The following is a 15,050-nucleotide window of genomic DNA, read 5'->3' on the forward strand; positions in this document are numbered from 1 at the left end:
GCCTCCAAGCAGCGGACGAAGCAGGGGATGGAGTGGGGGATGGAGTGGGGGATGGAGTAGGGGAAAAAGTGAGGGCCGGATCCGGGCCGGAGTGCGCCGGACCGGATCCGGTACGACCACCCTGCCGGGCCCGTGGGTGACGGTCGATTACCTCCGGGGTAAGGACGGCCAGCAGTAAGGGTCAGTCAGCGGTAAGGGCGGCGCCCCGGACCGCCGAGCGTCCCCACAACCCGTACGGCCGTAGCCGCCGTGTGTCCCCGTCGCCCCGCGCCTAGGTTCGTTGAAAGGCAGACTTAGGGAGCTCAACGGTGACAGAGACGACCGAGCCCGGCGCCGCCCTGCTGCGGGCCGGCAAGTTCTTCCGGCGCGGCACCGCCGCCCCCGACCTGCACAGCATCGGACTCGTCGGCGGCCGGGACGCGGACACCTTCTACCGGGACCGGTGGAGCCACGACAAGGTCGTGAACTCGACGCACGGCGTGAACTGCACGGGCTCCTGCCGCTGGAAGGTGTACGTCAAGGACGGCATCATCACGTGGGAGACCCAGCAGACCGACTACCCGTCCGTCGGCCCCGACCGCCCCGAGTACGAGCCGCGGGGCTGCCCGCGTGGAGCCGCGTTCTCCTGGTACACGTACTCGCCGACCCGCGTGCGCTACCCGTACCTGCGCGGCGTACTCCTGGAGATGTATCGGGAGGCGAAGTCCCGGCTGAGGGACCCGGTGCTCGCCTGGGCCGACATCCAGGGGGACCCGGAGCGGCGCAGGACCTACCAACAGGCGCGCGGCAAGGGCGGGTTGGTGCGGGCGAGCTGGGACGAGGCCGTCGAGATCATCGCCGCCGCGCACGTCCACACGATCAAGACGCACGGCCCCGACCGGGTCGCGGGCTTCTCCCCCATCCCCGCGATGTCGATGGTGTCGCACGCGGCGGGCGCCCGCTTCATGTCGTTGATCGGCGCGCCCATGCTCTCCTTCTACGACTGGTACGCGGACCTGCCGGTGGCTTCGCCACAGGTGTTCGGCGACCAGACCGACGTGCCGGAGTCGGGTGACTGGTGGGACGCCGCGTATCTGATGATGTGGGGCTCGAACGTCCCCGTGACGCGGACCCCCGACGCCCACTGGATGGCCGAAGCCCGCTATCGCGGCCAGAAGGTCGTCGTCGTCGCGCCCGACTACGCCGACAACGCCAAGTTCGCCGACGAGTGGCTGCACCCGCACCCCGGCACGGACGGCGCCCTCGCCATCGCGATGGGCCACGTCATCCTCAAGGAATTCTTCGTCGACCGGCAGACGGACTTCTTCACCGACTACGTACGCAAGTTCACCGATCTTCCCTTCCTGGTGACACTGACCGAGCGCGACGGCGCGTTCGTCCCGTCGAAGTTCCTGCGCGCCACCGACCTCGGCCAGAGCGGTGAGGGCGGCGACTGGAAGACGGCCGTCCTTGACGAGAACACCGGGCAGCCCGCCGTCCCGAACGGCTCGCTCGGCTTCCGCTGGACCGAATCCGGCAAGGGCAAGTGGAATCTGGAGCTCGGCACCATCAAGCCGCAGCTCACCCTGCACGACTCCGACATCTCGACGGGCGTCGAAGTGCTGCTCCCGCGCTTCGACACCGAGGGCGGCACGCACGGGCAGGGCCGCGGCGAGATCGTCCGCCGCGGGGTGCCCGCCACGCGTCTTGGCGGGCAGGACGGGCCGCTCGTCACGACGGTCTTCGACCTTCTCCTCGCGCAGTACGGCGTCGGGCGCGAGGGGCTTCCTGGCGACTGGCCTTCTTCGTACGAGGATGCCGACGCGCCCGGCACCCCGGCCTGGCAGGAGGCGCACACCTCGGTCCCGGCCGCGAAGGCGGTGAAGATCGCCCGGGAGTTCGCGAAGACGGCTGAGAAATCGCGCGGTCGCTGCATGGTCCTCATGGGGGCGGGGACCAACCACTGGTTCCACTCCGAGACGATCTACCGTGCTTTCCTGGCTCTGCTCCAGCTGACCGGCTGCCAGGGGCGCAACGGCGGCGGCTGGGCGCACTACGTCGGGCAGGAGAAGTGCCGTCCGGTGACCGGCTGGGCGACGCTGGCCAGCGCCAACGACTGGAGCAGGCCGCCGCGGCAGATGATCGGCGCCGCGTACTGGTTCCTGAACACCGACCAGTGGCGCTACGACAAGTTCGCGGCGGACGTGCTGGCATCGCCGCTCGGCGAGGGCCGGTTCGCCGGGATGACGGGCGCCGACTGTCTGGCGCTCTCGGCGCGCACCGGCTGGATGCCTTCCTACCCGACCTTCGACCGCAACTCCCTTGAATTGGGGGAGACTTCGGGTTCGTCAGGTGACCCGGTCGCCAATGTCGTCGACGAGCTCAAGGCGGGCACGCTCAACTTCGCCTGCGAGGACCCGGACGCCCCGGAGAACTGGCCGCGCGTCCTGACGCTGTGGCGGGCCAATCTGCTCGGTTCGTCGGCGAAGGGTGCCGAGTACTTCACCAAGCATCTGCTCGGCACGCACTCCTCGCTGCGGGCGGAGGAGGCCTCGCCCGATGAGCGTCCTTCGACGGTGAAGTGGCGGGACGAGGCCCCCGAGGGCAAGCTCGATCTGCTCGTCTCGCTGGACTTCCGGCAGACCTCATCGACGCTGCTCTCGGACGTGGTCCTGCCGGCAGCCACCTGGTACGAGAAGCACGACCTCTCCTCCACGGACATGCACCCCTACGTCCACTCCTTCACCCCCGCCGTCGACCCGCCCTGGCAGGCCCGCACCGACTTCGACGCGTTCAAGGCCATCGCGGACCGGCTGAGCGAGCTGTCCGTGGACCATCTCGGCGTACGCAAGGACGTCGTCGCCACCGCGCTCCAGCACGACACTCCGGGCGAGACCGCGCAGCCCGGCGGCGTCGTCCTGGACTGGCGCAAGGGCGAGTGCGAGGCGATTCCCGGCAAGACCATGCCGGGCCTGACGGTGGTCGAGCGGGACTACACGGCGATCGGTGCGAAGTTCGCGGCGCTCGGCCCTCTGGTGGAGAAGCTCGGCCTGCCCGCGAAGGGCATCGCGCTCCGGCCCGGCCAGGAGGTCGACGAGCTGCGCGAGCGCAACGGCGTCGTACGCGGCGGCCCCGCCGACGGGCGACCCGCCCTGGACACGGCCATCAAGGCGGCGAACACCATCCTCGCCCTGTCCGGCACGACGAACGGCCGCCTCGCCACCCAGGGCTTCCACACCCTGGAGGAGCGTACGGGCCAGGAGATGGCGCACCTGGCCGCCGAGCACGAGGGCAAGCGCGTCACGTACGCCGACACACAGGCGGCCCCCGTCCCCGTGATCACCTCGCCCGAATGGTCGGGCAGCGAGGCCGGCGGGCGCCGCTACACGGCGTTCACGCTCAACACCGAGCATCTGAAGCCCTGGCACACGCTCACCGGGCGCCAGCACTTCTTCCTCGACCACGACTGGATCCACGAGCTGGGCGAGGCGATGCCCGTCTACCGGCCACCGCTGGACATGAACCGCCTCTTCGGAGAGCCACAGCTCGGCGCGGACGGCGAGAAGGAGGTGACGGTCCGCTATCTCACCCCGCACAACAAGTGGTCCATCCACTCCGAGTACCAGGACAACCTCTTCATGCTGTCGCTCTCCCGGGGCGGCCAGTGCATCTGGATGGCGCCGCAGGACGCGGACGCGATCGGCGTGAAGGACAACGACTGGATCGAGGCGGTCAACCGCAACGGTGTGGTGGTCGCACGAGCGGTCGTCTCGCACCGGATGCCGGCCGGCACGGTCTATATGCACCACGCGCAGGAGCGCACGGTGAACGTCCCCAAGACGGAGACCACCGGCAAGCGCGGCGGGATCCACAACTCCCTGACCCGCCTCATCCTCAAGCCGTCCCATCTCATCGGCGGCTACGCCCAGTTGTCCTGGGCGTTCAACTACCTCGGCCCGACGGGCAACCAGCGCGACGAGGTGACGGTCATCCGCCGCCGCTCACAGAAGGTGGAGTACTGACTCATGCGCGTCATGGCACAGATCGCGATGGTCATGAACCTCGACAAGTGCATCGGATGCCACACCTGCTCCGTCACCTGCAAGCAGGCGTGGACCAACCGCGACGGCATGGAGTACGTCTGGTTCAACAACGTCGAGACCCGTCCGGGCCAGGGCTATCCGCGCCGCTACGAGGACCAGGAGAAGTGGCGCGGGGGCTGGGAGCTGAACAAGCGGGGCGCCCTGAAGCTCAAGAACGGCGGCCGCATCAAGTCGCTCCTGGAGATCTTCTCCAACCCCAAGCTTCCGGAGATCAAGGACTACTACGAGCCCTGGACGTACGAGTACAAGAACCTCACCGACGCCCCGCTCGGCGACGACTACCCGGTCGCCGAACCGCGCTCGCTGATCAGCGGCAAGCCCATGAAGATCGAGTGGTCGTCGAACTGGGACGACAACCTGGGCGGCGCGACGGAGTACGGCGACCTCGACCCGATGGTCGCCAAGACCCGCGAGAAGGCCGCGGAGAAGGTGAAGTTCGCCTTCGAGCAGACCTTCATGTTCTATCTGCCGCGCATCTGCGAGCACTGCCTGAACCCGTCGTGCGTGGCGGCCTGCCCCTCCGGGGCGATGTACAAGCGCGAGGAGGACGGCATCGTCCTCGTCGACCAGGACAGCTGCCGTGGCTGGCGCAAGTGCGTGACGGGGTGCCCGTACAAGAAGGTGTACTTCAACCACCGCACCGGCAAGGCCGAGAAGTGCACGATGTGCTATCCGCGCCTTGAGGTGGGGCTGCCGACCGTCTGCTCGGAGACGTGCGTGGGGCGGCTCCGCTACCTCGGTGTGATCCTGTACGACGCCGACAAGGTGACGGAGGCGGCGTCGCAGAAGGACGACAAGGCCTTGTACGAGGCCCAGTTGAGGGTGTTCCTCGACCCCGAGGACCCCGAGGTGCGGCGCGCGGCCGAGGCTGCCGGGATCGGCCACGACTGGGTGGAGGCGGCACGCCGCTCCCCCGTGCACGCGCTGATCAGCAAGTACAAGGTGGCGCTCCCGCTGCATCCGGAGTACCGGACGATGCCGATGGTCTGGTACATCCCGCCGCTTTCCCCGGTCGTGGACGCGCTGAGCGAGACCGGGCACGACGGCGAGGACCTGGACAACCTGTTCGGCGCGATCGACACGCTGCGCATCCCGCTCGAATACCTGGCGGAGATCTTCACGGCGGGTGATGTGGGCCCTGTGCGGGCCTCGCTCGAGAAGCTGGCGGCGATGCGGGCACATATGCGGGCGATCAACCTCGGTGACCAACCGGACAGTTCGGTCGCCGATGCCGTGGGCATGTCGGGGCAGGAGATCGAGGAGATGTACCGGCTCCTCGCCATCGCCAAGTACGAGGACCGCTACGTCATCCCGACCGCGGCGGTCGGTGACGCGCAACGCCTGGAGGAATCGGCGCTTCCCGACTCGTGCAGCCTCGACTTCGAGGACGGTCCGGGGATGGGCGGGGACGGGCCGTTCGGCCAGGACTCGGGCCGCAAGCAGCTTCCTCTGGTGACCATCGAGAACTTCCACGCACTGCGGGACCGGCAGACCGCCGACAAGGAGGACGAGCTGTGAAGGACCAACACGCCGTGCTCTACCAGGCAGCCGCGCACTGCCTGTCCTATCCGGACGAGGAGTTCCGTGCACTGCTCCCCCAACTGACAGCTGCCGCACCCCAGTTGGAAAGCTTCCTGACGCACGCGGCTGCGACCGGCCCGTCCGACCTCGCAGCACACTACGTCCAGGTCTTCGACTTCAAGAACCGCCACAGCCTCTACCTGAGCTGGTGGCGCGACGGCGACACCCGGCGGCGCGGGATGACCCTCGTCCGCTTCAAGGAGGTCTACCGGGAGCACGGCATGGAGTTCACCGGCGAGGAGCTGCCGGACTTCCTGCCCGCGGTCCTGGAGTTCTCGGCCCACGCGGGTCCTGTCCTCCTGGAGGAGCACCGGCCGGGCCTGGAGCTGCTGCGGCTCGCGCTCACCGACTTCGGTACGCCGTACGCGCCCGTACTCGAAGCGGTGTGCGCGACGCTGCCGGGGCCCTCACCCAAGGACCGGGCCGAGGCACAGGCACTGGCCCGGTCGGGGCCTCCGCGGGAGGACGTCGGCCTTGAACCCTTCGCAATGATCGGGGAGCACTGATGAGGACGCTGCTGTGGGGCGTCATCCCGTACGTGGCCTTCGTGCTGCTCGTGGCGGGCATCGTCTACCGCTACCGCTACGACAAGTTCGGCTGGACGACGCGTTCCTCGCAGGTGTACGAGTCGAAGCTCCTCAACATCGCGTCACCGATGTTCCACTACGGAATTCTGTTCGTCCTGGTCGGGCACCTGGTGGGCCTGTTCATCCCGGAGTCGTGGACCCAGAAGGCGGCCATCAAGGAGCACACCTACCACCTGCTCTCGCTGTACGGGGGCACGGCGGCCGGGATCATGCTCGTGATCGGCATCCTGCTGCTGCTCTACCGGCGGCGCACCAATACGCCCGTGTTCCGCGCGACGACCAACAACGACAAGCTGATGTACGCGGTGCTGCTGACCTCGATCACGATCGGCATGACGGCGAAGCTGACCCACGCGTCGGGCGACGGCTACAACTACCGGGAATCGATCGCCCCTTGGGCGCGCAGCCTCTTCACCCTCCAGCCTGACATCGACCGGATGTCCGGGGTTCCGGTCCTCTACCAGATCCACGCGGTGGTCGGCATGGCGCTGATCGCCCTTGTGCCGTTCACCCGCCTGATCCACATGTTCAGCGCGCCCCTCCAGTACCTGTTCCGGCCGTATGTGGTGTACCGGAGTCGGGATCCGCGGAGGGTGGGGGCGCGGGGGGACCGGCGGGGGTGGGAGAAGACGGGGTCCTAGTCCCCCGCACCCTTCCCCGGCTTCTCCTCGTCCACGATCTCCGCGTCCACCACACCGTCCTCGGCAGAGGCCTGCTCGGCAGAGGCCTGCTCCGTCGGCGCGGCCTGCTCCGCGGACGCATACATGGCCTGGCCCATCTTCTGGCTGACAGCAGCCAGCTTCTCCGCGCCCACGCGCAAAGCGGCCGTGTCATCAGCCTTGTCCTTCAGGATCCCTTTCAACTCCGTGGCAGCCGCCTCCACCTCCGCCCTGGTCTCCGAAGGAATCCGCTCCTCGTTGTCCCTGACGAACCGCTCCGTCTGGTAGACGAGCTGTTCCGCCTGGTTGCGGGTCTCCGCGGCGTCGCGCCGCTTACGGTCCTCCTCCGCGTGCTCCTCCGCCTCCCGCACCATGCGGTTGATGTCGTCCTTGGGGAGCGCCGAACCGCCCGTCACCGTCATGCGCTGCTCGCGGCCCGTCGCCTCGTCCTTCGCGGAGACGTGCATGATTCCGTTGGCGTCGATGTCGAAGGTGACCTCGATCTTGGGGACGCCGCGCGGTGCCGGGGGCAGGCCCGTCAGGTCGAAGACGCCCAGCTTCTTGTTGTACGCGGCGATCTCCCGCTCGCCCTGGAAGACCTGGATGCCGACCGACGGCTGGTTGTCCTCGGCGGTCGAGAAGGTTTCCGAACGCCGGGTGGGAATGGTCGTGTTGCGTTCGATGAGCTTGGTCATGATGCCGCCCTTGGTCTCGATCCCGAGGGACAGCGGCGTCACGTCGAGGAGCAGTACGTCCTTCACGTCGCCCCTGATCACACCCGCCTGGAGCGCCGCACCGAGGGCCACCACCTCGTCCGGGTTGACCCCCTTGTGCGGCTCGCTCCCGGTGAGTTCCTTGACCAGTTCCGTCACCGCGGGCATCCGCGTCGAACCGCCCACCAGGATCACGTGGTCGACAGCCGAGAGCTCCACGCCCGCGTCCTTCACCGCCTGGTGGAAGGGGCCCCGGCAGCGCTCGAGCAAGTCGGCTGTCAGCTGCTGGAACTGAGCGCGGGTCAGCTTCTCGGCCAGATGCAGAGGACCGTCCGCCGACGCCGTCACGTACGGCAGATTGATGTCTGTCTCGCTCGACGACGAGAGCTCGATCTTCGCCTTCTCCGCGCCCTCCCGAAGGCGTTGGAGCGCCATCTTGTCCTTGGCGAGGTCCACTCCGTGCGCGTTCTTGAACTGCCGCACGAGGTACTCGACGATGCGCTGATCCCAGTCGTCGCCGCCCAGCTGCGTGTCGCCGTTGGTGGCCTTCACCTCGATGACGCCGTCGCCCATCTCCAGGAGCGATACGTCGAACGTGCCGCCGCCGAGGTCGAAGACGAGGACGGTCTGGTCGTCGCCCTTGTCGAGGCCGTACGCGAGGGCCGCCGCCGTCGGTTCGTTGATGATGCGGAGCACCTTCAGGCCCGCGATCTCACCGGCCTCCTTGGTGGCCTGGCGCTGTGTGTCGTCGAAGTACGCGGGGACGGTGACGACCGCCTCCGTGACATCCTCGCCCAGATAGGACTCGGCGTCGCGCTTGAGCTTCTGCAGGACACGGGCGGAGAGTTCCTGCGCGGTGTACCGCGTACCGGCGACGGAGCCGCCCTCCGGGAAGCGCCAACTGCCGTCGCCCACATGACGTTTGACGGAGCGTGCGGTGCGCTCCACGTTCGTGACCGCCTGCCGCTTGGCGACCTCTCCGACGAGGACGTCGCCGTTCTTGGCGAAGGCGACGACCGAGGGTGTGGTGCGGGCTCCCTCCGCGTTGGCGACGACCGTGGGATCACCGCCCTCCAGGACGGCCACCACCGAGTTCGTCGTTCCGAGGTCGATCCCGACTGCACGTGCCATGTCCAGTCCCCTTCCACCGCGGGCCCGTTACCCGGCTCCTCCGCCCTCCATCACAAAACTTGAGCAGCCTGTTGTCAATGCCGCCTATGTCCGTACCCATGCCGCCCATGACTGTGCCGCCGCCCCTGAAGGGGCGGCGGCACAGTCCGGAACTGGTCGGAAAGCCTGCGTCAGGCGAGCTTCGCCGTCAGCGTGATGGTCGTGCCCGTCAGCGCCTGGCTGACCGGGCAGTTCGCCTTGGCGTCCTCGGCGGCGGCGATGAACGCGGCCTCCTCGATGCCGGGGACCGTGCCCTCGACGGTGAGGTGGACGCCGGTGATGCCGGTGCCCGGCTGGAACGTCACGTCGGCGGACGTGACCAGGCGGGTCGGCGGGGTGCCCGCCTTGGCAAGGCCCGCGGAGAAGGCCATGGAGAAGCAGCTGGAGTGCGCGGCGGCGATCAGCTCTTCCGGGCTGGTCTTGCCGTTGGCCTGCTCGGCGCGGGACGGCCAGGACACGGCCTGCTCCCCGATCCCGGAGGAGTCGAAGGTGACCGTGCCGGAGCCCTCCAGCAGGTTGCCTTCCCAGACCGTGTGCGCGGAGCGCGTGGTAGCCACGATGTAGATCCCTTCAATGCGGTTCCGTGATGCGTTCGGAACGTCCGTGCACCCATCCGATCACACCCTGACTCGGCGCACGCGGAAGACCGGCCCACGGCGGTGGGCGCCAGGCGCTCCCCTCAGACGAAAACGGGCCGCACCGCCGCAGGACCGAGCAGCGGGCGGGTCACCCCGACGGGGCTGACACACACCATGCTCCGGTGCGTCAGCGGCCTCCCGGCCCCACTGCGTACCACCTCGCACGCCCCCCTCCAACGGGACGCCTGAGGCGCGGTGGAAGTCCCGGTGCGCAGTCGCTATGGCCGGAATGGGAACTTTGCAAGGCAGTCACGCGGTGACACCTTGAGGCCCCCTCGCCCACGGGACGAGGAGACCACTCAGGGGGTTTGGCTATGCGCATGAACTACACGGAACACGGCCCGTCTCCGCTGGAAGGGGAGAAGCCGGGAGCCGCCGGTGATCGCGACTCGACGTTCGGCTGGTGGGGCGCCTTCAGCATCCAGAAGTTCGTCAACCAGAACACTCTCTTCCACACCCACGAAGACGCCACCGGGTGGCTGGCGTACCTCCAGCAGTTCTACGACCGCAACTTCTGGTTCGCGGACGGCGGGGCGCAGGTGTGGGCGTACGAGGAGGCGTACGACAACTGGCAGGACCGCTACGGCATGGACGCGGTGGTCGCCGTCTACCACTCGGGTCACGGTGGCATGGACGGCAACGGCGTCTTCTTCGCGCCACTCGGCGCGGTCTGGGACGGCCGCAGCGACGCGGTATCGAACCGGATGGCGCTGGGCAACGAGAAGGCGAACTACATCTTCTGGTCCACCTGCAACTCACTGCGCGTGCTCGGCGGGCACTCGCCGATCCGCACCTGGGCCGGTCCCAACATCGGCTTCCGCATGATCTTCGGGTTCGAGACGACCAGCATCGACAGCCCGGACTACGGCAAGAAGTTCTGGGAGAAGTGGCGGGCCGGCCAGACGTTCACCGACGCGTGGCTGAACGCGAGTTGGGACATCTACCACGGCCAGGCGCCCTCGGTCTGCGCAGTCGGCACCACCCAGGCCGACGCCACCGCCCGCCTGAACGGCGAGCGCACCCTCTACCGCGAGCACGTGCCGGACAACTGGTACGCCTGGCGCTGGTACAACGCCCGCGCCTCCCTCAGGGAGCCGCTGACACAGGCGCCGAGCAGCCCGCAGATCGTCCAGCTCGCACCGCGCGACCCGGGCGAAGAGCTCACCAAGCTGGGCCGGATCGCCAGCTTCCCGTCGGCGGCGCTCCAAGAGGTGCAGGTCGAGCGGCAGGGCGTGCTCAGCGCGACCTCCGGTGACCGGGTCATCTCCACCGCGCCACACGCCGTACGGTGGATCAAGCTCGCCGAGGCCAACCCGCGCAACCTGCGGCAGCTGCCCACGGAGCAGGCCGTCGACGCGGCGCGTGCGTTCGCCGAGCAGCACGCGGACGGCGCCGAGCTGATCGTCGACAGCGTGCACGACCTGATGCAGAACTCCGGGGCGAAGGACGGCTCCGAGCTCGGTCAGCCGGTGTCGCTGGAGACCCATGTGACCTTCCGGCAGGTCTTCGACGGCGTACCGGTCATCACGCCCGACCGCGGTGTGATCCGCGTGGCCCTGGACAACGACGCGACCGTCGTCCACGCGCAGATCTCCACCCGTGAGAGCACCGGCACGACGCGCGAGCCGAGCACCGACATCACGCCGCCGCCGCTCAGCGGTGGCAAGGCCGCGGCGTCCGCGCCGCTCGAGCGCGACCCGCGCAAGGCGCTCGCCGCGGCACAGCAGAAGCTGCTCGCCGAGCTCGCCGCCGTCACGGCCGACGAGTCGGGCCAGGGCGCCAAGGGTGCCAAGGCACCTTCGGCACCCCAGGTCAGGGACGTGCCCGGCACGTTCGACGTCGGCTATGAGATCGAGGGCAACGAGGCCTACCCGGCCGCCCGCAAGCTGATCGAGATCGGCCCGCCCGACGGCATGTTCACCACCCGCCGCTGGGTGGTCGCACCGCTCGCCAGGTAGGAGGCGGTCAGCGGGGAGAAGGAAGTCAGTGGGTGGCGGTCCGCTTCTTGCGGGCCGCCATCCACGCGTAGGCGAGGACACCCACGAAGAGGAACAGGACGCCCTGGTAGACGGCCGCGTATCCGGACCCGGCGACGAGCCACATGGAGAACCCGAACGCGATGCCCGCGAGGACGCCGTCCCGCACCAGGCGTGCCCGGTTGACGCGCTCGCCCTGCCCGGAGACGAGGAAGTAGATCTGCGCGGCGGTGGCCAGGAGGTAGGGCACGGTCGCGGTGAACGTGGTGATCAGGACGAGGGACTCGAAGACGCCGCTCGAACCGGCCGTGTAGTTGTAGACGGTCAGGAGCGAGGCGAGGACGACGGTGACCAGGACGCCCACCGTCGGCACACCGCGCCGCTTCTTACCGAAGGCGCTCGGGAAGAGCCCGTCCTTGGCGGCCGCGTACGGAGTCTGGGCGCTCAGCAGGGTCCAGCCGTTGAGCGCGCCGACCATCGAGACGAGCGCGGCGAGCGCCACCGCCGTACCGCCCCAGGAGCCGCCGAACATGGCGTTGACGGCGTCGGAGAACGGCGCGGTGGAGCCGACGAGCTTGTCGTGGGCGACGGTGCCGAAGACGGCGAGGGTGCCGAGCAGGTAGACGAGGGCGGCGCCGAGGGTGCCCAGGATGGTGGCGCGCCCGACGTTGCGGCGCGGGTCGCGTACTTCACCGGCGCTGACGGCGGCCGACTCGATTCCCAGGTAGGAGAAGAGCAGGATCGCGGCGGACGCGGAGACCGCGCCGACGGGGCTTTCGCCGGTCGCCTGGAAGGGGCCGAGGTTGGCGCTGTCGAAGAAGAAGAGACCGCCGATCGCGACCAGGAGCAGCGGCAGGAACTTCAGTACGGTGGCGATGAGTTGGACCGCTCCGATGTAGCGGGTGCCCGCGAGGTTCGCGAGTGCGGGCAGGAGTTGCAGGACGAGGGCGGCCAGGCAGGCGGTCCACTTGTGGTCGTTGACCGGTATCAGGACGTCCAGATAGCCGACGGCGGCGACGGCGAGCGCGGCGTTCGACACCCAGGTGGTCGCCCAGTAGGACCAGGCTGAGAGGAACCCGGCGAAGTCGCCGAACGCCTCGCGTGCGTAGACGTACGGTCCGCCGGTGCGCGGATCGCGCTGGGCGAGGCGCCCGAAGACGAGCGCGAGGGCGATCGCGCCCGCGGTCAGGACGCCGAACGCGACGAGGCTGATGGTCCCGAAGGGAGCGACGGAGGCCGGGAGCAGGAAGATGCCGCCGCCGATGATGTTGCCCATGACGAGGCAGGTGGCGATGGGAAGGCCGAAGCGGCGAGCGTGCCTGCTGCTCTGCTCATCGGGCCTTGCCGTGTGCTGTTCTTCCTGGTCGGGGGCCGGAGCCGGCTGGGTCACGGTTCCGGTGTCGTGCATGGGGTGGTGCGCCTCTCATCGTGCCGGGTGCCCGGGATCGCCGGGCGGAGCCCATGGTCGGACACGACGGGAAGGGCGCAAAATCAGCGTGTTTTGTCCTGCACGGCAGGGTCACCGGCCGTAAATGCTGTGCCGTCCCGGCCGCTGGGCGGGGAATCGTCCACGGCGGTGGCACCCCCTCCCACCAGCGGAATCTCCGGTCCCTGGGATGCGCCGAGCCATTCGCGCAGTACGTCGTGGACCCGCTCGGCGCCGACGAGTTCATGCCCGTCAGGCACAGGCGCCGGGAGCGTGAGCGGCGACAGGAGGAAGGGGCGGGCCTGGGCGCCGCCGAGTCCGCCGTGCGAGCCGATCTGCTCCTCGAAGGCGAGGACTTCGCCGTCCTGGGGGTCGTACCAGGAGTTGACCATGATGTCGGCGACATGCGGGAAGCCGTCGGTGCGGCGCACGGCGTCGGCGGCGCCAGGGCCGAAGTCGGCGAGCGGCCCGAGGTCGTGGGGCTCCTCGTCGAGGTGGATCTCGGCCCCGCGCGCGCCGAGGACGACAGGGCCGTGCTCTTCACTCCGTACGAGGAGGAAGCCGATGCCGGGGTGATTGGCGAGGGTGGGGAGCAGCGCCGGGTGGCGGAGGTCGATCTCCTCGCGGGTCATGCGGTGCGGGACGTCGGGGAACGAAACGAGGCCGAGGTTACCGGATGCGAGCACGATGGGCTCGGCGCGGCGGGCGGGGCGGTGTTGGCCCGCGCCCTCCTCCACGGGGCGGCGCAGCGCGGCGCGCACCGTCGAGCGGGCCTCGGCGCCGCTGTGCGTGCGCTGAGCCTTGCGCGGCACGGGCAGGCCGCAGCCGGCCCGGACGAGGTCGCCGATGGTGAGGCCGTAGCGGGCGTGGAAGGTCTCGCCGGGGCTCTGGCCGTGGTCGGAGAGGACCACGATGCGGTAGGCGCGTGGTGCGTGTTCGGCGACCTTGGCGATCAGCGCGAGGGACCGGTCGAGGCGCTGGAGGACCTTCTCCACGTCGCTGCCGGACGGCCCCGAGTGGTGCGCCACTTCGTCGTAAGCGACGAGGTCGGCGTAGACCGCGGTCCGCCCGGCGAGCATGTCCCCGATGACCGCGGCGACGACGACATCGCGCTCGACGACGGTCGCGAAGGCGCGGATGAAGGGGTACAGACCGCCACGGCTGATGCGCGGGCGCCGCTTCTTGATCCGGGCCCTGGTCGACTCGCCGATCTCTCGGCCGACTTCGGCGATGAAGGAGAGGGCGGTGCGGACGGCGTTGGCCGGATCGGAGAAGTAGGCGAAGTACCCGGCGCGCGACCGGTTCTCCCTGCCCCTTCGGGCGGCCATGGAGAGCACGAGGGCGAGCTGGTCGGCGCCGCCGCTGAAGAGGTTGCCGCGGCTCGCGCCGTCGACGGTGAGGAGGCCGCCGTCGCCGGTGCGCTCGATGGCGCGGCGCTGTAGTTCGACGGCGGACGCGGGCCGGTTGGAGACCATGACCTCGCCGGTGTCCTTCTCGTACCAGCGGAAGGCGGGGATGTCGTGGTTCGAGCCGTGCAGGATGCCGAGCTGGCTCGCGCCGGTCTGACTCGACCAGTCCGTGCGCCAGGGCGTGAGGCGGTGGCTCGGCTCCCCCTCCTGGCCGAGCCAGCCGCCGATGGTCGGCATGAGCCCCTTCTCCGCGGCAGCACGCAGGACGTCGTGTCCGACGCCGTCGAGCTGGATGAAGACGGTGCCGGGCGCTGCGGGACCGGTCCGCGCTTCTCCGCGGCGGCGTCTTCGGTCGGCGAGGCGGTAGAGGCGGCGGCGGTAGGCGTCGTCGTCACGGACGGCGAGGGCGCCTCCGGTGGCGGAGGCGACGGCGGACATCACCGCGGCGACGACGACCGCGGTCTCGGCATTGGCCTCACCGCGTCCGTCGGGGATGAGCCGCAGCGCGAGGAGCAGCAGCGATCCGTTGAGGAAGAAGGCGAGCAGACCGAGCACGAGCGCGGGCACGAGCAGCAGCGCCCGTACGAGCACGGGCCACACCAGCGAGGAGAGAAGGCCGAAGGCACCGGCGCCGAGTGCGGCGGTGACGGCGATGCGGGTGGCGCTGTCGCCGTCGTCGGACTGCAACTGGAAGTCGGGCAGAATCCCGGCGAGCGCGAGCATGGTGAGCGTACTGACGAGCCACACGGCGACGGAGCGCCACAGAGCACTGCCGACCGCCCGCCAACGCCCTCGCCCCACGCTGTGCC

Annotated in this window: 9 protein-coding genes; 5 read left to right on the forward strand and 4 right to left on the reverse strand. The window is 69.3% G+C overall.

The annotated features are described in order from the left end of the window. Positions 1–308: 308 nt before the first annotated feature. The 4 genes from ACGFSB_RS05755 to narI are packed head-to-tail and all read left to right on the forward strand — an operon-like array spanning position 309 to position 6,891. The gene (locus tag ACGFSB_RS05755; RefSeq protein WP_393394588.1) at positions 309–4,001 is read left to right on the forward strand and encodes a nitrate reductase subunit alpha; all 3,693 of its coding nucleotides are present in this window, start codon (positions 309–311) and stop codon (positions 3,999–4,001) included. Between the two features lie 3 nt (positions 4,002–4,004). Further along, on the forward strand, positions 4,005–5,600 hold the full coding sequence (gene narH / locus ACGFSB_RS05760) for a nitrate reductase subunit beta (RefSeq protein ID WP_393394591.1): 1,596 nt from the start codon (positions 4,005–4,007) through the stop codon (positions 5,598–5,600). Then, a complete protein-coding gene (narJ, locus tag ACGFSB_RS05765; RefSeq protein ID WP_393394594.1) occupies positions 5,597–6,169 on the forward strand; it encodes a nitrate reductase molybdenum cofactor assembly chaperone in 573 nt (190 codons plus the stop codon). Before narH ends, narJ begins: the two co-directional genes overlap by 4 nt. After that, on the forward strand, positions 6,169–6,891 hold the full coding sequence (narI, locus tag ACGFSB_RS05770) for a respiratory nitrate reductase subunit gamma (protein WP_393394597.1): 723 nt from the start codon (positions 6,169–6,171) through the stop codon (positions 6,889–6,891). Before narJ ends, narI begins: the two co-directional genes overlap by 1 nt. Here narI and dnaK read toward each other — a convergent pair. Together dnaK and ACGFSB_RS05780 are read right to left on the reverse strand one after the other, a co-directional pair. Next, complete coding sequence (gene dnaK, locus ACGFSB_RS05775) at positions 6,888–8,753, reverse strand: molecular chaperone DnaK (protein ID WP_393394600.1); 1,866 nt, start codon at positions 8,751–8,753, stop codon at positions 6,888–6,890. The genes narI and dnaK overlap by 4 nt on opposite strands. Positions 8,754–8,923: 170 nt before the next feature. Next, complete coding sequence (locus tag ACGFSB_RS05780) at positions 8,924–9,349, reverse strand: OsmC family peroxiredoxin (protein ID WP_393394602.1); 426 nt, start codon at positions 9,347–9,349, stop codon at positions 8,924–8,926. A 401-nt stretch (positions 9,350–9,750) separates the two neighbouring features. On the opposite strand from ACGFSB_RS05780, the gene ACGFSB_RS05785 reads away from it, so the two are divergent. Then, a complete protein-coding gene (locus ACGFSB_RS05785; protein WP_393394605.1) occupies positions 9,751–11,388 on the forward strand; it encodes a DUF6345 domain-containing protein in 1,638 nt (545 codons plus the stop codon). Positions 11,389–11,413: 25 nt separating this feature from the next. On the opposite strand, the gene ACGFSB_RS05790 is transcribed toward ACGFSB_RS05785, so the two are convergent. Together ACGFSB_RS05790 and ACGFSB_RS05795 are read right to left on the reverse strand one after the other, a co-directional pair. Beyond that, positions 11,414–12,814 carry an amino acid permease gene (locus ACGFSB_RS05790; RefSeq protein WP_393394608.1) on the reverse strand — a complete coding sequence of 467 codons (1,401 nt, stop codon included), beginning with the start codon at positions 12,812–12,814 and terminating at the stop codon, positions 11,414–11,416. Between the two features lie 83 nt (positions 12,815–12,897). Beyond that, on the reverse strand, positions 12,898–15,042 hold the full coding sequence (locus tag ACGFSB_RS05795) for an alkaline phosphatase family protein (RefSeq protein ID WP_393394610.1): 2,145 nt from the start codon (positions 15,040–15,042) through the stop codon (positions 12,898–12,900). Positions 15,043–15,050: the final 8 nt, after the last annotated feature.

Source organism: Streptomyces sp. NPDC048441, from assembly GCF_043200235.1.
In the GTDB taxonomy this organism is placed as follows: Bacteria; Actinomycetota; Actinomycetes; order Streptomycetales; family Streptomycetaceae; genus Streptomyces.